16 protein-coding genes are annotated in these 16300 nt (G+C 64.1%); 8 read left to right on the top strand and 8 right to left on the bottom strand.

The features are described from left to right. Positions 1-8: 8 nt before the first annotated feature. Positions 9-530 (bottom strand): CBS domain-containing protein, encoded by a 522-nt coding sequence (locus BMW90_RS23060; RefSeq protein ID WP_048534273.1) that lies wholly within the window; start codon positions 528-530, stop codon positions 9-11. Positions 531-616: 86 nt separating this feature from the next. Here BMW90_RS23060 and BMW90_RS23055 point away from each other — a divergent pair, with 86 nt between their 5' ends. After that, positions 617-796, top strand: coding sequence for a hypothetical protein (locus BMW90_RS23055; protein ID WP_074839701.1), 180 nt, complete (start codon positions 617-619; stop codon positions 794-796). An 8-nt stretch (positions 797-804) separates the two neighbouring features. On the opposite strand, the gene nqrM is transcribed toward BMW90_RS23055, so the two are convergent. Continuing rightward, complete coding sequence (gene nqrM, locus BMW90_RS23050) at positions 805-1053, bottom strand: (Na+)-NQR maturation NqrM (protein WP_074839698.1); 249 nt, start codon at positions 1051-1053, stop codon at positions 805-807. A 9-nt stretch (positions 1054-1062) separates the two neighbouring features. After that, on the bottom strand, positions 1063-2082 hold the full coding sequence (locus BMW90_RS23045; protein ID WP_074839695.1) for an FAD:protein FMN transferase: 1020 nt from the start codon (positions 2080-2082) through the stop codon (positions 1063-1065). A gap of 165 nt (positions 2083-2247) precedes the next feature. Here BMW90_RS23045 and BMW90_RS23040 point away from each other — a divergent pair, with 165 nt between their 5' ends. Genes BMW90_RS23040 through nqrF form a run of 6 tightly spaced genes read left to right on the top strand, consistent with a single transcriptional unit; the run spans position 2248 to position 8114 of the window. Beyond that, the gene (locus BMW90_RS23040) at positions 2248-3591 is read left to right on the top strand and encodes a Na(+)-translocating NADH-quinone reductase subunit A (protein ID WP_074839693.1); all 1344 of its coding nucleotides are present in this window, start codon (positions 2248-2250) and stop codon (positions 3589-3591) included. A 3-nt stretch (positions 3592-3594) separates the two neighbouring features. Continuing rightward, positions 3595-4794, top strand: coding sequence for an NADH:ubiquinone reductase (Na(+)-transporting) subunit B (locus BMW90_RS23035; protein WP_074839691.1), 1200 nt, complete (start codon positions 3595-3597; stop codon positions 4792-4794). A 7-nt stretch (positions 4795-4801) separates the two neighbouring features. Next, the gene (locus BMW90_RS23030) at positions 4802-5614 is read left to right on the top strand and encodes a Na(+)-translocating NADH-quinone reductase subunit C (RefSeq protein ID WP_048534534.1); all 813 of its coding nucleotides are present in this window, start codon (positions 4802-4804) and stop codon (positions 5612-5614) included. Continuing rightward, on the top strand, positions 5614-6267 hold the full coding sequence (locus tag BMW90_RS23025; protein ID WP_048534282.1) for an NADH:ubiquinone reductase (Na(+)-transporting) subunit D: 654 nt from the start codon (positions 5614-5616) through the stop codon (positions 6265-6267). Before BMW90_RS23030 ends, BMW90_RS23025 begins: the two co-directional genes overlap by 1 nt. Next, the gene (nqrE, locus tag BMW90_RS23020; RefSeq protein WP_074839689.1) at positions 6267-6875 is read left to right on the top strand and encodes an NADH:ubiquinone reductase (Na(+)-transporting) subunit E; all 609 of its coding nucleotides are present in this window, start codon (positions 6267-6269) and stop codon (positions 6873-6875) included. Before BMW90_RS23025 ends, nqrE begins: the two co-directional genes overlap by 1 nt. A 15-nt stretch (positions 6876-6890) precedes the next feature. After that, a complete protein-coding gene (gene nqrF, locus BMW90_RS23015) occupies positions 6891-8114 on the top strand; it encodes an NADH:ubiquinone reductase (Na(+)-transporting) subunit F (RefSeq protein WP_074839686.1) in 1224 nt (407 codons plus the stop codon). Positions 8115-8249: 135 nt separating this feature from the next. Here the strand turns inward: nqrF and BMW90_RS23010 are convergent, their stop codons facing one another. The 5 genes from BMW90_RS23010 to BMW90_RS22990 form a co-directional block, all read right to left on the bottom strand. Further along, entirely contained in the window at positions 8250-10580 is a 2331-nt protein-coding gene (locus BMW90_RS23010) for a DUF4962 domain-containing protein (protein ID WP_074836623.1), read from the bottom strand. A gap of 85 nt (positions 10581-10665) precedes the next feature. After that, complete coding sequence (locus BMW90_RS23005; RefSeq protein WP_244526490.1) at positions 10666-12237, bottom strand: extracellular solute-binding protein; 1572 nt, start codon at positions 12235-12237, stop codon at positions 10666-10668. Between the two features lie 111 nt (positions 12238-12348). After that, positions 12349-13230, bottom strand: a complete 882-nt coding sequence (locus BMW90_RS23000; protein ID WP_048532123.1) for a carbohydrate ABC transporter permease — start codon at positions 13228-13230, stop codon at positions 12349-12351. A gap of 13 nt (positions 13231-13243) precedes the next feature. Further along, positions 13244-14248: an ABC transporter permease gene (locus tag BMW90_RS22995; RefSeq protein ID WP_082154489.1), complete on the bottom strand. Its 1005-nt coding sequence runs from the start codon at positions 14246-14248 to the stop codon at positions 13244-13246. Next, positions 14245-15348 carry an ABC transporter ATP-binding protein gene (locus BMW90_RS22990; RefSeq protein ID WP_048532124.1) on the bottom strand — a complete coding sequence of 368 codons (1104 nt, stop codon included), beginning with the start codon at positions 15346-15348 and terminating at the stop codon, positions 14245-14247. The genes BMW90_RS22995 and BMW90_RS22990 overlap by 4 nt, the downstream gene beginning before the upstream one ends. A gap of 251 nt (positions 15349-15599) precedes the next feature. Here BMW90_RS22990 and BMW90_RS22985 point away from each other — a divergent pair, with 251 nt between their 5' ends. Continuing rightward, a complete protein-coding gene (locus BMW90_RS22985; RefSeq protein ID WP_074836622.1) occupies positions 15600-16295 on the top strand; it encodes a GntR family transcriptional regulator in 696 nt (231 codons plus the stop codon). The last annotated feature ends 5 nt before the right edge of the window (positions 16296-16300 follow it).

Here is a 16300-nt window from a genome sequence, read left to right as displayed (position 1 = left end):
GGCGTCACCTAGCCGACGATCAGCTGCTTGAGTTGCAAGGCCTCGTATTCCAGCGCCGTCAGGCGATAGTTCACCACGTCGCCGATCGAGATCAGGCCGACAAGCTGGCCCTCCTGCATCACCGGCATGTGGCGGAAACGGCCATCGGTCATCCGGCGCAGTACCGTAACCAGGGATTCGTCGGGCGTAGTGGTCTTGACCTCGGTCGACATCAGGTCGGCCACCTTCTGCGGCAGGGTATGGCCGGGGGTGTCGGCCAGCCGGCGCACCACGTCCCGCTCGGACAGGATGCCCACCAGCTCGCCCTGGGGATTCTTGACCATCAGCGCGCCGATCTTCTTGTCGCGCAGCACTTCGACGGCATGGCCGACGGTATCCTCGGGCGCGATCCAGAACATGTCGTCGCTCTTGCTTTCCAGCACATGCGCCACGGTGGCCTGCGCGGCCGACATGTTGGTCTGGATCGACTGGCTCGACGTCTTTTCGTGCGTTGCCGAGTCGCGGGTCTTGGGCTGGTACGACGCCACCATGGTGTATTCTCCCTGTTTCACACTATACGCTATAGGAATTCGTGCCTGTGTAAATGGGTTCCAACACACGCAGAGAGGAGCCTCGCTTGCCTGATGTCACGCTCACCCCCGTCACCGCGACGGCGCTCTTTGTCGTCGCCTGCCTCGCCGGCATGCGCTACCGGAATATCTGGAAGGCGGAAGGGCCCCGCAGCCGGCTCTGGCTTTACGGGGTGATCGCCGCGGTGGCGCTTCTGGTGCTGGGATTCGTGCCGATGCGTGGCTGATCCGGGGGTCAGCCCGCCGGCCGTTCCTCGGCCTGCATCTGATCGAGCATCTTGCGTGCGCGCGGGCATTGCAGCCGTTCGCGCAGGGGGCTGTCGGGGTCGATGTCCTTCTTGCAGACCAGGCATTGATCCGCGTCGGAAATCGCATTCAACCCGCCGCAGCTGCCCTTGATCGTGCGGCCGTTCAGGATGACGCCAAGCGCCATCCCCAACATGACCAGCAAGAGCAGTCCGAATGCGAGCAGAAAGGTCGACATGGCGTCCTCTTAGGCGGTGGCCGTCGCAAAGCGCTTGGAGGCGGTGGTGACAAAGCCGTCGGCGCCGCGATCGATGAACAGCGCGGCGATGCCTTTGCGTTCGGCGATCTCCAGCCCGCGTTCGCGGCCCAGCACCAGCAGGGCGGTGGCCCAGGCGTCGGCCAGCATGGCGGTGTCGGTCAGCACGGTGACCGAGGCGGTGTCATGGGTCACCGGCCGGCCGGAGGTGGCGTCGATGATATGCGAGAAGCGCTGGCCATCGACGTCGAAATAATTGCGGTAATCGCCCGAGGTCGCCATGCCCATGCCGGAGAGGCCGACAACCTGGCTGATGCCGCGGTCATAGGCCTGCGGCGTCTCGATGCCGATCTGCCAGGGCTGGCCGTCGGGGTTGCGGCCGGAAGCATAGAGATCGCCGCCGATCTCGACCATGTAATCGGTGATGCCGAATCCGGCCATTGCCTTGGCCACCTGGTCGACGCCAAAGCCCTTGCCGATCGACGAAAGGTAGACCTCGGCGCCCGGGGTGAGCTTGGTGAGCTGGCTGCCTTGCAGGTCGACCGAACGCGCCTGGCCGCAGCAGGCCATGGCTTCGGCAATCTCGGATTCGGCGGGCATGTCGCGACGGGACTGGCCGGCGCCGAAGCCCCAGAGATCGATCAGCGCGCCGACGGTCACGTCGAAGCCGCCTTCGCTGGCGGCATGGACGTCCTGTGCCGCCTGCATCACCTGCGCCAGCTCTGGCGAGACATTCAGGCTTTCGCCCTGTGCCGCTGCATTGAAGCGCGAGATCTCGGAGCCGGCGTCCCAGTTCGACATCTGCACGTTGACCCGGTCCAGAGCGGCATCGACGGCGGTCTGAAGTTCGGCCTGGTCGACATTGCGGCTGTGATCGACGGCGATGATGGAATAGCCGGTGCCCATGGTCAGCCCGGTCAGCTCCAGCACCGACCAGCCTTTCTTGCACGCCATGAGAAACAGCGGCATCGCAAAGACGCTACGGCGGGTAAGAAGAAGAGGGTCTGACATGGGACGGCTCCGCTGGCTGCAATCTGGTCCGGTGATCGTTTGATGAGCTTCTGTGACAGATCGAGACTGGGTTCAACTGGGAATCGCGAAAACGCGCCTAAACCGGCTTTAAAACCCAGCCGCAGTGTCGCATAAGGCGGCGGGACAGAAGACAGGACGAAAGACGTGCAGCAATTTCCGTTGAAAAAAGGTCTGGACGTGCCGGTGTTGGGCGCACCGGACATGACGATCCATGACGCCGCCCCCGTCCGAACCGCAGCAATTCTTGGCCAGGATTACATCGGCCTGAAGCCTCGACTCGCGGTTCAGGAAGGCGATGTTATCGCCGCTGGCGCGCCGATTCTGGCGCATAAGGATACGCCTCGAGTGCTGGTCACGGCACCAGTTTCGGGCCGAATCAAGGCAATCAACCGCGGTGCGCGACGGGTCCTGGTCAGCGTCGAGATCGAGGTCGATCACGCGGCTGCCGAACCGGTGGATTTCTCGCAGGTGGGCGATGTCAGCACCCCCGAAGGTGTGACAGAACGTCTCTGCGCGGCCGGGCTCTGGCCGGCGTTCCGCACCCGTCCCTATTCCAAGGTGCCCGATCCCGACAGCAAACCGGCGGCGATCTATGTCACCGCGATGGACAGCGAGCCGTTGTCGCCCGATGCCGCCGTCATCATCAACGACGACGCCGAGGCCTTTGCCCGCGGCCTGGCCGCCGTGGCGCTGCTGACCGAGGGCAATACCTATCTCTGCCAGGAGATCGGCGCCGAGATTCCCGGGGCCGATGTGGCGGGCGTGACCCCGGCGGGCTTCTCGGGCCCGCACCCCGCCGGTCTGGCCGGGACGCACATGCATTTCCTCGAGCCGCCCCGCGAGGACAAGATGGTCTGGACCATCGGCTATCACGACGTGATCGCCATCGGCCGCCTTTTGCGCGACGGCCGCATCAGCGCCGACCGCATTGTCGCGCTGACCGGCCCGATGTGCCGCAATCCGCGTCTGGTGCGCACGATCGATGGCGCTTCGATGCTCGAGCTCTGCGAGGCGGATTTGCAGACCGACACCCCGGTTCGGGTGATTTCCGGTTCGATCCTCAGCGGACGCGCCGGCGCCGGGCCGACCGCCTATCTCGGCCGCTATGCCCGCCAGGTCACCCTGATCGAGGAAGACCGCGAGCAGATCCCGCTGGGCTGGATTCGCCCGATGCCGTCGAAATACGCCTTTCAGCCGGTGCTGGGATCGGCGCTGAGCAAGAAACTCTACAACCTGACCTCCAACCTCAACGGCGGTCGCCGCGCCATGGTGCCGATCGGCACCTTTGAACAGCTGATGCCGCAGGATTTCCTGCCGACGCAACTGTTGCGCGCGCTGCTGGTGATGGACACCGACAGCGCCCAGGCGCTTGGCGTTCTGGAACTGGATGAGGAAGACGTCGCGCTCTGCGGCTTTGCCTGCCCCGCCAAGTATGAATATGGCATCGCGCTTCGCGACAGCCTCACCAAGATCGAGAAGGAAGGGTAGGCCATGGGTCTTCGCGCATTCTTCGACCGGATAGAGCCGAGCTTCGTCAAGGGCGGCAAGTACGAAAAGTACTTCCCGCTCTACGAGATGGTCGAGAGCTTTATCTATACCCCGCGCACGGTGACCACCGTCGCCCCGCATGCCCGCTCCTACATCGACATGAAGCGGATCATGACCTATGTGGTTCTGGCGACGATCCCGACGTTGCTCTTCGGGCTCTACAACACCGGCTTGCAGACCAACATGGCGATCGCCGAATTCGGCCCTTCGGGCTGGCGCGCGGCGATCATCGAGACGCTGGGCATCGGCTTCAACTTCAACAACCCGCTGGCCAACATGGCCCACGGGCTGCTGTATTTCCTGCCGATCTATATCGTCACCCTGGTCGCGGGCGGCATCTTCGAGGTGATCTTTGCGGTGGTCCGCAAGCATGAGGTCAATGAGGGCTTTCTTGTCACCTCGATGCTCTACACCCTGATCCTGCCGGCTTCGACGCCGCTCTGGCAGGTGGCGCTCGGCATCATCTTTGGTGTGGTGATCGGCAAGGAGGTCTTTGGCGGAACCGGCAAGAACTTCCTCAACCCGGCGCTGGTCGGCCGCGCCTTTCTCTATTTCGCCTATCCCGCCTATATGTCCGGTGACAGCATCTGGACCCCGGTCGACGGCTTTTCCGGCGCCACCGCGCTGGCGATTTCGGCCGCCGACGGCCATCAGGTCCTGCCCGAGAACGGCATTACCTGGATGGATGCCTTTGTCGGTACGATCCAGGGCTCTTTCGGCGAGACCTCGACGCTGATGATTTTGGTCGGGCTGGGCTTTCTGCTGTTCACCAAGATCGCGAACTGGCGGCTGATCGTCGGCTGTCTGGGGGGCATGATCGCCTTTTCGACCCTGCTGAACGTGATCGGTTCCGACACCAACCCGTTGTTTGCCATGCCCTGGCACTGGCATCTGGTGGTGGGCGGCTATGCCTTCGGCCTGGTCTTCATGGTGACCGAGCCGGTCTCGGCCAGCCACACTAACCTGGGTCGCTACATCTACGGCGCGCTCATCGGCTTCATGGTGGTGATGATCCGGGTGATCAATCCGGCCTTCCCCGAAGGCATGATGCTTGCCATCCTGTTCGGCAACGTCTTTGCGCCGCTGATCGATTATTTCGTCATCCAGGCCAATATCAAACGGAGGGCAAAGCGCCATGCCTGAGGACAACATGCCTGACGAAAACGGGCGCAAGGGCCCGATCCGCCGCTTTCTCGATGCGCCGCCCGACAGCGTGGGCAAGACGGTCTTTGTCGCCGTGGCGCTCTGTCTGGTCGCCTCGATGGTGGTTTCGGCCGCCGCCGTGGCCCTGCGCCCGGTGCAGGAAGCCAACCGCCTGGTCGACAAGCGGGTCAACATCCTTCAGGTCGCCGGCGTCTATGACGAGACCGTGCCGGTGAACGAGGCTTTCGCAGCCTTCGAGCCGCATGTGCTCGAGCTCGACAGCGGCACCTATGCCGATCAGTTCGACATCGAGACCTTCGACGACCTGGCCGCCGCCGACGACCCGGCGATCGTGCGCGCGCTGGACGAAGACCCGGCCGGTCTGGGCGGCCAGATGGACGCCTTTCGGATGATCTATCTGCTGCGTGACGAGGCCGGGGCGCTCGACAAGGTGATCCTGCCGATCGAAGGCTATGGTCTGTGGTCGACGCTCTACGGCTTCATCGCGCTGGAAGAGAACGGCAACGACATCTATGGCCTGCAATTCTATCAGCACGGCGAAACCCCCGGCCTGGGTGCCGAGGTGGACAACCCGCGCTGGAAAGCGCTGTGGAACGGCAAGAAGCTCTTTGCCGAGGATGGCGACCTGGCGATCACCGTCGCCAAGGCCCCGCCGCCCGAGGGCGCGGAACATTTCGTGGATGCACTGGCCGGGGCGACGCTGACCTCGGTGGGCGTGGACAACCTGGTGCGTTTCTGGATGGGCGAGGCCGGTTACGGCACCTTCCTTGAACGGCTGAAAGCAGGAGAGGTTGGCTGATGGCACAGACCTATCGTTCGCAACTCGTCGACCCGCTGGTCGACAACAACCCGATCACCCTTCAGGTGCTGGGCATCTGCTCGGCGCTGGCGGTGACCTCTTCGATGCAGGTGGCCTTCGTGATGTCGCTGGCGGTGATCGCGGTGACGGGCTTCTCGTCGCTGTTCATCTCGATGCTGCGCAACCAGATCCCCAATTCGATTCGGATCATCGTGCAGATGGTGATCATCGCCTCGCTGGTGATCCTCGTCGATCAGGTGCTCAAGGCCTATGCCTACGAGATCTCCAAGACGCTGTCGGTCTTTGTCGGCCTGATCATCACCAACTGCATCGTCATGGGCCGGGCCGAGGCCTTTGCGATGAAGAACCCGCCGGTGGCGAGCTTCATCGACGGTGTCGGCAACGGCCTGGGCTACGGGCTGCTGCTGATGGTGGTATCCTTCTTCCGCGAACTGTTTGGCTCGGGCTCGCTGTTCGGCGTCACCATCCTCGAGACGGTGAACAATGGCGGCTGGTATGTGCCCAACGGCCTTCTGCTGCTGCCGCCCTCGGCGTTTTTCGTGATCGGTCTGCTGATCTGGGCGGTCCGCACCTGGAAACCGGGGCAGGTCGAAGAGCGGGAATACCGCATTCAAGCGGTGGAGGCACACTGATGGAAGGTCTCGTATCCCTCGCGGTCAAGGCGATCTTTGTCGAGAACCTGGCCCTGGCATTCTTTCTCGGCATGTGCACCTTTCTCGCCGTGTCGAAAAAGATCTCGACGGCCATCGGCCTCGGCATCTCGGTCATGGTGGTGCAGTCGATCACCGTGCCGGCCAACAATCTGATCCTGACCTACCTGCTCGCCCCCGGCGCACTGTCCTGGGCCGGCTTCCCCGACATCGACCTGACCTTCCTCGGGCTGATCTCCTATATCGGCGTCATCGCGGCGCTGGTGCAGATCCTCGAGATGGTGCTCGATAAGTACTTCCCGCCGCTCTACAACGCGCTCGGGGTCTTCCTGCCGCTGATCACGGTGAACTGCGCCATCCTCGGCGGCTCGCTCTTCATGGTCGAACGCAGCTACGATTTCCCCGAAGCGCTGACCTATGGCGCCTCGTCGGGCTTCGGCTGGGCGCTGGCCATCACCGCCATGGCGGGGGTGCGCGAAAAGCTCAAGTATTCCGATATTCCCGACGGACTTCAGGGCCTCGGCATCACATTCATCTCTGCCGGACTGATGGCCATGGCCTTCATGTCCTTCAGCGGCGTCAAACTGTAAGGAGAGGCCCGGACCATGGAAACCTTCGGACTTGGCGTCCTTCTCTTTACCCTGATCGTCACCGCGCTGGTGATGATCATCATGGCGGCGCGGTCAAAGCTCGTCAGCTCGGGCGACGTCAACATCACCATCAACGGCGAAAAGACCATTTCGGTGCCGGCCGGGGGCAAGCTGCTCCAGACCCTGGCGGCGGAAAAACTTTTTGTCCCCTCGGCCTGCGGCGGCGGCGGCACCTGTGCGCAATGCCGGGTCCGCATCCACTCCGGCGGCGGCTCGATCCTGCCGACCGAGGAATCGCATATCACCAAGCGCGAGGCATCCTGCGGTGACCGCCTGTCCTGCCAGGTGGCGGTCAAGCAGGACATGGAAATCGAGGTTCCGGAAGAGGTCTTCGGCGTGAAGAAGTGGGAATGCACCGTGCGTTCCAACGAAAACGTCGCGACCTTCATCAAGAATCTGGTGCTGGAACTGCCCGAGGGCGAGGACGTGAACTTCCGCGCCGGCGGCTACATCCAGATCGAAGCCCCGGCGCACAAGCTGTCCTACAAGGAATTCGACGTCGAGGAAGAATATCGGCCGGATTGGGACAAGTTCGATCTCTGGCAATATGACTCCCACGTCGAAGAGCCGATCGAACGGGCCTATTCCATGGCCAATTACCCCGACGAAAAGGGGCTGATCATGCTCAACGTCCGGGTGGCCTCGCCGCCGCCGGGCTCCGAGGGCATTCCGCCGGGCCAGATGTCGTCCTACATCTTCAACCTGAAGCCCGGTGACAAGGTCACCATCTCCGGTCCGTTCGGCGAGTTCTTTGCCCGTGATACCCAGAAAGAGATGGTCTTCATCGGCGGTGGTGCCGGCATGGCGCCGATGCGCAGCCATATCTTCGACCAGCTCAAGCGCCTCGAGAACCGCGACCGCAAGATAACCTTCTGGTATGGGGCTCGCTCCAAGCGCGAGATGTTCTTCGTCGAGGATTTCGACCAGTTGGCCGAGGAATTTTCCAACTTCGAATGGCATGTCGCGCTGTCGGATGCGCTGCCCGAGGACGACTGGAAGGGCTACACCGGCTTCATCCACAACGTGCTTTACGAGGAATACCTCAAGGATCACCCGGCGCCGGAAGACTGCGAATACTACATGTGCGGTCCGCCGATCATGAACCAGTCGGTGATCAACATGCTCCTCGATCTGGGCGTCGACCGCGAAGACATCATGCTCGACGATTTCGGCGGCTGAGCGCTGGCGCGGCCCCATGGGGCGGGCCGTCCCGGCCCAGCATACCGACAGAAAAGCGAAAAGCCGCGGGCATCCCCCGCGGCTTTTTACTGTCTCGTCCGGGTGCCTCGTTTGGGGCCCCGGCGACCCCTCGGCTCATGATTTTGCGAGTTTTTTGAGGGTAATTTTGAATGTGTTTTCGTCCGGGTCGGTGAAGTAGAGGTCGGCGTCGTAGCCCTGGTCGTCCATGAAGTTGAAGATGCGTTTGGGTTCGGAGCGCCGGTAGGGCACCAGCAGGGTGGCGATGCGGTGGCGTCTGGCGGCGGGGTATGTCGCGTGCAGGCAGGTGCTTTCGGGCAGGCCGGCGTAATCGGCCGGGTCGACGCCGGGGAAGCCGGTGACCTGGCTGAGTTCGGGCTTGCCGGCCTCGGACCAGACCACCTGGCCGTAGAAGCCCGCCGTCTCGCCGGTCATGCGGAAGGAGGTCCGGCCGAGGTCGTAGGGCTGGTTGGCATGCAGCAGCCAGTCGATGGTGACGGCTGCGTCGGCATCGACGCTGTCGACGATGACGAAGTAGCTGCCGTTCACGAAGTAGACTTCGCGGCCGGCGCGGGTGACCTCGGGCGAGAGGCTCTGATAGGCGGCGGTGGCGTCGCCGTGGATGTAGATGTGGTCGTCGCGCTGCTCGGCGGCGAGGATCGTGCCGGTTGCGGCCATGGCGCGGGCCTTGTCCTTGTCGGCATATTGGCCCTTGCCATTGATCAGGATGGCGTTTTTCGACCGGGTCTGGCGCCGCCAGTTGCGGTGCATCGATGAGTTGAAGGCGACGTAATAGCCCGATTGCACCGCCAGGTCCTCGCCGAAGGCGGCCAGGCAGAAGGCGTTCTGGTCGCCGTGGCTGTGGCTGATCGAGCCGAACGTGCTGCTTTTGAACACGAACTGGATATGGCGGTCGGGGTCGGCCATCTCGTGCTGGATGCCGACCCAGCCGATGCCCTTGAAGTGGCGCATGCCCGAGGGCGGATCCGTAGCTTCGACCAGGGGGAAGTCGGTGAGATAGGTCAGCTCGTCAAAATGGGTGTCCCACCAGCCCCAGTTGTAGAAGGCGCCCTCGGTGCCGGGGTTCAGCCGGGCCAGCTCCTCATGGTACCATTGATAGGCGCCATTGCCGGTGACGCCGGCGTATTGCCGCAGGTTGATGCCGGTCTTGATGCAGGGCAGATCGCCCTGGGTGCTGTCGTCGCCGAAGGTGGCGCGGCGGGTGTTCGGCGCCTTGCAATAGAGCGGGAAGTCGCCGGTGTTGCGGAAGAAGGGGCGCTGGTAGAGGTCGATGCCGGCAAAGCTCTTCAGCCGGTTGGCGGCCTCGATCAGATAGGCCATGCCCATCATCCAGTAGTTGGTGCCCTCGGCCCAGCCGCCATCGGCATCGCCCCAGGGCGAATAGACCGTGGCGAGGAACTCGATGCAGTAGTTCAGCCAGTCGCGGGCCTCGCCGCTGCCGTTCTCGCCCTCGTCCTCGCCCAAGAGCGCGATACAGGCCGGCACCAGGGTCAGCGAGACCGAGCGCACCGCATGGCTGTCATAGGGAAAGAGGTGGATCTTGGCGTTGAGGATGGCGTGTTCGGCAATGTCGCGGGTGCGTTCGTGCAGCGCGTCGCGCACCAGCCTGCGCTCGTCGTCGGAGAGCTGGTCGTAAAGCCAGTCGTAGCCCCAGGCCAGGGCATTGGTGACGCGGTAGGCCCATTCGTCGGTATAGGCACGGCTGGTCACCCCCATCGGATCCCAGGAAGCCACCTCCAGCAGCCAGTCCCTGGCGCGGTCGAGCATCGCCTGGTCGCCGGTCACCTGGCCGCCGATGGCGAGGTGACGGATGGCATAGATCACCTCCTGCAACTCGATGTAGGTCTGGCGCCAGACCGGCGCGGTGCGCTGGTGGCCGGGATAGCCCGCCGGCTCGCGGGTGATCTCGCGGTCCATCCAGGGCAGGACGGATTTCTCGTAGAAGCGCGCCCAGGTGCAATGGTCGGGATCGGCCTTCACCGCCTTGCGGAAGGTCTCGAGCCGGGCGGCGTCGAGCCAGAGCCGCGGGTGGCTTTCGGGGGCCTCGGCAAAGCGGCTGGCGCGGCCGGGCAGCGGGGTTTCCGGCAAGCCCTCGGCCAGGGTGAACTGCCGGGTGGCGCTCCAGCCGGTGACCGGCTGGCCCTCGGCGTCGCAGACCGCATAGGCCCAGTGCCAGGTGCCGGGCTCGAGCACCCGGTCGGGGGTGAAGAAGTTGAGCGGCACCGGCCCGTGGGTTCGGGTCTCGGCGGCGGGAAAGGCCGGGTCCTGCGACAGGCGCAGCAGATAGAGCGCCTCGTCTTCGATCACCGGCAGCCAGGTGAAGCGCGGCGGGTTCTCGACGATCGGGGTCTCCGCGTCGGGCGCATACTGGATCGTCAGGCGGCCGGTTCTGGGTTCGTCGAGCGTGGGGGCGGTGGCGCCGGGCATCGGGATATCCTGTTGCTTGCGGGGAAGATTCGGGGAGCCTGCGGCCGGCGACGGCCGCAGGCGGGTCTGTCCGGGGGGCTCTGGCCTAGCCGCCGTACTGGCGCTCGTAGGCCGAGTTCATCACCTCGAGCACCTCCTCGTAACCCATCTTGTTCAGGGTCTCGATGTAGCTGTCCCAGTCCTCCTGGATGTCGCCGGAGCCGAGAATCCAGGCCTGCTGGCGCTCCAGCATGTAGGTCTGGATCGAGGGGAAGTACCGGTCGTAGACCTCCTGCTCCTCCTTGTTGAAGGCGACGCCCAGGAACTGCTCGATCAGCAGGTCCTCGGTGTCATAGAGCTCGATGCCCTTGCGCGCGCTGTCGCGGGTCCATTGCCATTCGTAGCGGTAGTCCTGCGGGTAGCCGCGATAGACCTGCGCGCCCTCGAGATACATCTGGCTGTTGACCGGCTGGCCCGAGCTCAGCACCTCGTCCTTGTAGACCGGCGCGCCGTCGATCATGTCCCAGGTCTTGCCCTCGACGCCGAAGTTGGCGAGCAGCGCCCCTTCTTCCGAGAACCAGTAGTCGAAGTACTTGATGGTCTCGACCGGATGGTCGTTGGAATAGGAGATCGCCCAGCCGTCGGGCTTCATCGGGATGCGGCGGTTTTCCTCGATGCGCACGCCCGAGACCGATTTCGGCGGCAGGAAGGGGATGAAGTTGAAGCCTTCGACCTTGTCTTCCAGCGCCACGTTGTAACCCGAGGTGGAAGCGAACCAGTCGTGCGTCATGCCGCCCAGGTTCTCGCCCAGCAGATAGTCGCGCGCCGAGGAGCCGCGGGTGAAGACCTCGGGGTCGATCAGGCCTTCCTCGTACCATTGCGCGATATTGGCCAGACCGTCGCGATAGGCCTCCTGGGCGTAAGGATGCACCACGCGGCCGTCCTTGACGTAGAACTGGTGATAGACATCCGCCCCGGTCGAACGCGCATCCCAGAGCGTCAGCAGCCGCAGCACCTCTTCCCAGTCGCGCACGAAGAAGGGGATCTCGTCCTGCACGCCGTTGCCGTTGGGGTCCTGATCGCGGAAGGCCACCAGCACGTCGTAGAGTTCTTCCACGTTGTCGGGCGCCTCCAGCCCCAGCGCGTCGAGCCAGTCCTGGCGGACGAACCAGGCGCGGGCGTATTTGCCGTCCGGCAGATAGGGGATGTAATAGACATTGCCGTCATAGGCCTTGATCGCATCCCAGATCTCGGGATGGTCGTCGAACCAGGCCTTGATGTTGGGCGCATGGTCCTCGACCAGATCGTTGAGCGGCACGAAGGCGCCCTCGGGGCCGTACTGGTTGACCGGCTGCTTGATCAGGTTGCCGCCGACGATGTCGGGCAGATCGCCGGTGGCGAGCAGCAGGTTCATCGCCTCGTTGTTGTCCTTGGTGTTGCGGCCCGAGGTCTGGTCGATCAGGTGGATATTGGTTTTCTCGCGGGCCACTTCCTCGACCGGGTAGAGCTTCGAGGTGTCGCCGCCGGGGCCATAGCCCTGGGCGCGCGGCCAATGCATGTGGATCGTCAGCTCGAGCGGCTCCTCGGTGATCGGCAGATGGCTTTCGGCAGACGCCGGCACGGCGATGGCCGCCGTCAAGGCCGTCGTCGCCAGCATGGTCAGTGACAGGTTTCGCATGGTGTCCTCCCTTTATGCGAATTCATTCGGTCTTCGGTTGCCAGGCCCTCGGGAGGGCCTCGGGCGTTCGCGCCCGGACAGGGCTCCGCCGGAGCCCTGTCCGGGCGCCGCTCACTCCTTCACCCCGCCGAGCAGGATGCCCTTGGAGAAGTATTTCTGCAGGAAGGGGTAGATCATCAGGATCGGGATGATCGAACAGACGATGATCGCCGCGGTCACGGTCTCGACCGAATAGGCCGCGGTCAGCAGCGAGGTGGCGAACTCCTCGTCGTCCGAGAGCTCGACGATCACCTTGCGCAGATAGACCTGGAGCGGGATCTTGTCCTCGTCCTGGAGCAGCACCATGGCCCAGAAGAAGCCGTTCCAGCGCGACACGATGCAGAACAGCGCCACGGTGGCGATCGCCGGCTTGGAAAGCGGCACATAGACCTTCCACAGCACCTGGAACTCGTTGGCGCCGTCCATCCGCGCGGCCTCTTCGAAGCTCCGCGGAATGCCCTCGAAGAAGTTGCGCAGCAGGATGATGTTGAAGCCGTTGACCGCAAAGCCGATGATGATGCCGAAGTAGCTGTCGAGCAGGCCCAGATCGCGCATGTTCAGGAAGAACGGAATGAGGCCGGCGTTGAACCACATGGTGAAGGCCACCACCAGGTTCCAGAACCGCCGGCCGTAGAGCTGCGGCTTGGACAGCGCATAGGCGCCGGGGATGATGAAGGCCAGGCTCATCAGCGTGCCGCCGATGGTGTAGATGAAGGTGTTGGCGTAAGACGACCAGAACAGCGGCTCGGAGAGCACCTGCTTGTAGGCCTCCAGCGTGAAGCCCACCGGGGTCAGGATGACATTGCCGGCGCGGGCCTCGAAGCCGGTGCTCATCGACATCGAGGCGATGTAGATGAAGGGATAGAGCGTCGAGATGGTGAACAGGCCGATCAGCACCATGTTGACGATGACAAAGAGCCTGTCGCCGCGCGAATAGAGGTTCATGTTGGTCATGTCCGGTCCTCCCTTACCAGAGCGAGGTGCGCGAATAGCGCTTGGAGATCGTGTTCGCCGTCATCACCAGCACGAAGGCCACCACCGCGTTGAACAGGCCCGCGGCCGCCGCCAGATCGTATTGCCCGCCCTGGATGCCCTGGCGGTAGATGAAGGTATTGACCACATCCGCCGTCTCGTAGGTCGCCGGCTGATAGAGCAGGATGATCATCTCGAAGCTGATCTCGAGCATGTTGCCGATGCGGATGATCAGCATGATGATGATCGTCGGCAGGATCGAGGGAATGGTGATCTTCCACATCATCTGCCAGCGGCTGGCACCATCGACCACGGCCGATTCATACAGCGTCGGCGAGACCCCGGCGATGGCCGCCAGATAGACGATCGACTGGAAGCCCGCCTCCTGCCAGATGCCGGTGCCGACAAAGATCGGCCGGAACCATTCGGGCTTGGTCAGGAAGTAGATCGGCTCCACCCCGATCCAGCCGAGGAAGGTGTTGACGATGCCCGCGGAGGGGCTGAAGGCGGTGATCACGATGCCGGCGATGATCACGCTCGAGATGAAGTGCGGCAGATAGACGATGGTCTGCGCCGTCTTCTTGAAGCTCTGCTTGAGGATCTCGTTGAACATCAGCGCCAGGATGATCGGCATCGGAAAGCCGAAGAGCAGCCCGTAGAAGGAGATGATGATGGTGTTCTTCAGCGCCCGCAGGAACTGGTCGTTGCCGAACAGCGTCTGGAAGTGCTCGAAGCCGATCCAGGGGCTGGCCGCCACGCCGCGGAAGATCGAGTAATCCTTGAAGGCGATCTGAAGCCCGTACATCGGCTTGTAGAGAAAGACCGCCAGCCACAGGATGGTCGGGATCAGCATGACATAGAGCTGCCATTCCCGGCGCAGGTGGTCGCCCACCCTCTGGATGCGGCTCGGCCGGCGCGCGCGCCGCGCCTCGGAGGCGTCGAAGATCAGCTCTTCGGTCGCCGGGCCGGCGGCGCCGGTGAAGTTGGGATCGTTGCTCATTGTTCCAGCACCTGCCCGGGCAGCGTCCGGCCGGTCTCGGCGTCGAAGACCTTGATCAGATGCGGCGCGATGGTGAAGCCCGAGATGCCGTCGAGGATGTGCATCTGGCCCACCGTCTCGGTGCGGATGACAAAGGGCTCGCCCTGCAGGCTGGCATGGATCAGCGCCTCCGAGCCCAGGGTCTCGACCAGATCGACATCGAGGCCGACCCGGGTCGGGTCGGAGGCCCCGGCGACCGCGACGAACTCGGGCCGGATGCCGAGAATGACCGTCTGGCCGACCGCGTTCTGCAACGACGGGATCGGTTGCAGCTGGATGCGCTGGCCGTCGAACTCGGCCACCGGGCCGCGATCGCCGGCCACCACCTGCGCGCGGATCATGTTCATCGGCGGCGAGCCGAGAAAGCCCGCGACAAAGGTGTTGGCCGGGTTCAGGAAGAGCTCCATCGGGCTGCCGATCTGCTCGATCCGCCCGTCGTGCATGACCACGATGCGATCGGCCAGGGTCATCGCCTCGACCTGGTCGTGGGTGACATAGATCGAGGTCGCGCCGAGCCGCTTGTGCAGCCGCTTGATCTCGGCCCGCATCTGGGTGCGCAGCTTGGCGTCGAGGTTCGACAGCGGCTCGTCGAACAGGAAGACCTTGGGCCGGCGCACGATGGCACGGCCCATGGCGACCCGCTGGCGCTGGCCGCCCGAGAGATCCGCCGGCCGCCGCTCGAGATAGGGCGTGAGCCCGAGGATGCCGCCGACCTCATCGACCGAGGCGGCGATGTGGTCCTTGCTTTCCTTGCGGATGCGCAGCCCGAAGGCGATGTTGTCGGCGACGTTGAGATGCGGGTAGAGCGCGTAGTTCTGGAACACCATCGCCACGTCGCGATCCTTCGGCGCCACCCGGTTCACATGCCGGCCGTCGATCGTCAGATCGCCGTCGCTGATCTCTTCCAGCCCGGCGATCATCCGCAGCGTCGTCGACTTGCCGCAGCCCGAGGGCCCGACCAGCACGACAAACTCCTTCTCCGCCACCTCGAGGTCGATGCCATGCACCACCTGCACCGCGCCATAGGCCTTGACGATGCCCTCCAAACGAACTCCCGACATGTCCTCTCCTCCGTTAAAGTTGCCGGCGCCCGGCCCCCGCCGGTCCCGCCTGTGCGGATGCCGCCCCCAATCAGTTGCATGGCGGTGCGATTCGGGGCTAACTTAAGACTGGTATACTAGTAACAAATCTGGAATACTAGTATGAAGTTCGGCAGGGCGCCCGCCAGACCCCCCAAGGGGCCCGGCGCGCCGGCGCCGCAGCCACAGCCATCAGGGGGCAGCCGCCGGCCCCGCACAGGGAGACCCGAGGGATGCCACACAGCCTGTCCAGCGACCGGCGCACCGCCGTCGACGAGATCTTCGACCACCTGCGCGCCGAGATCGACGCCCTGCGCCTGCGCCCCGGCGACCGCATCTCCGAGGCCGAGATCGCCGCCCGCTTCGGCGTCTCGCGCCAGCCGGTGCGCGATGCCTTCACCCGGCTGGCCAATCTCGACCTGCTGCTGATCCGGCCGCAGCGCGCCACCGAGGTGAAGCGGTTCTCGGCCCGCGAGATCGAGAAGTCGCGCTTTGTCCGCGCCGCCGTCGAGGCCGAGGTGCTGCGCCGCGCCGCCCTGGCCGCCGCCGAGACCCAGGCCGCCGCCCGCCAGGCCCTGACCCAGGAACTCTCCCGCCAGCGCGCCGCCCTCGCCGCCGGCGACGCCCATGGCTTCAGCGCCCTCGACTACGCCTTCCACCGCGCCCTCTGCACCATCGCCGGCGCCGCCTTCGCCTTCGAGGTGATCGCCGCCGAAAAGGCCAAGGTCGACCGCCTCTGCCTGCTCGGCCTCGCCAAACAGGACCGCATGCCCCAGCTCCTCGCCGACCACGAAGCCATCGCAACCGCCATCCTCCAAGGAGACCCCGAAACCGCCGTCGCCAACGGAATGAAACACCTCAAAAGACTCGACTCCACCCTCGAAAAAATAACCAAAGACAACGCTTCATACTTCGAAAATGAAAAGTGACAGGG

Origin of the sequence: Marinovum algicola, from assembly GCF_900109145.1 — a bacterium.
Classification (GTDB): domain Bacteria; phylum Pseudomonadota; class Alphaproteobacteria; order Rhodobacterales; family Rhodobacteraceae; genus Marinovum; species Marinovum algicola.
Note: the sequence above shows the minus strand (reverse complement) of the source record. Positions and strands in the feature narration are given on the sequence as shown.

Bases quoted from the DNA above. Each gene is read 5' to 3' on its own strand.
- BMW90_RS23060 (WP_048534273.1), bottom strand. From the start codon at position 530: ATGGTGGCGTCGTACCAGCCCAAGACCCGCGACTCGGCAACGCACGAA.
- nqrM (WP_074839698.1), bottom strand. From the start codon at position 1,053: ATGTCGACCTTTCTGCTCGCATTCGGACTGCTCTTGCTGGTCATGTTG.
- BMW90_RS23045 (WP_074839695.1), bottom strand. From the start codon at position 2,082: ATGTCAGACCCTCTTCTTCTTACCCGCCGTAGCGTCTTTGCGATGCCG.
- BMW90_RS23035 (WP_074839691.1), top strand. From the start codon at position 3,595: ATGGGTCTTCGCGCATTCTTCGACCGGATAGAGCCGAGCTTCGTCAAG.
- BMW90_RS23030 (WP_048534534.1), top strand. From the start codon at position 4,802: ATGCCTGACGAAAACGGGCGCAAGGGCCCGATCCGCCGCTTTCTCGAT.
- BMW90_RS23025 (WP_048534282.1), top strand. From the start codon at position 5,614: ATGGCACAGACCTATCGTTCGCAACTCGTCGACCCGCTGGTCGACAAC.
- nqrE (WP_074839689.1), top strand. From the start codon at position 6,267: ATGGAAGGTCTCGTATCCCTCGCGGTCAAGGCGATCTTTGTCGAGAAC.
- nqrF (WP_074839686.1), top strand. From the start codon at position 6,891: ATGGAAACCTTCGGACTTGGCGTCCTTCTCTTTACCCTGATCGTCACC.
- BMW90_RS23010 (WP_074836623.1), bottom strand. From the start codon at position 10,580: ATGCCCGGCGCCACCGCCCCCACGCTCGACGAACCCAGAACCGGCCGC.
- BMW90_RS23005 (WP_244526490.1), bottom strand. From the start codon at position 12,237: ATGCGAAACCTGTCACTGACCATGCTGGCGACGACGGCCTTGACGGCG.
- BMW90_RS23000 (WP_048532123.1), bottom strand. From the start codon at position 13,230: ATGACCAACATGAACCTCTATTCGCGCGGCGACAGGCTCTTTGTCATC.
- BMW90_RS22995 (WP_082154489.1), bottom strand. From the start codon at position 14,248: ATGAGCAACGATCCCAACTTCACCGGCGCCGCCGGCCCGGCGACCGAA.
- BMW90_RS22990 (WP_048532124.1), bottom strand. From the start codon at position 15,348: ATGTCGGGAGTTCGTTTGGAGGGCATCGTCAAGGCCTATGGCGCGGTG.
- BMW90_RS22985 (WP_074836622.1), top strand. From the start codon at position 15,600: ATGCCACACAGCCTGTCCAGCGACCGGCGCACCGCCGTCGACGAGATC.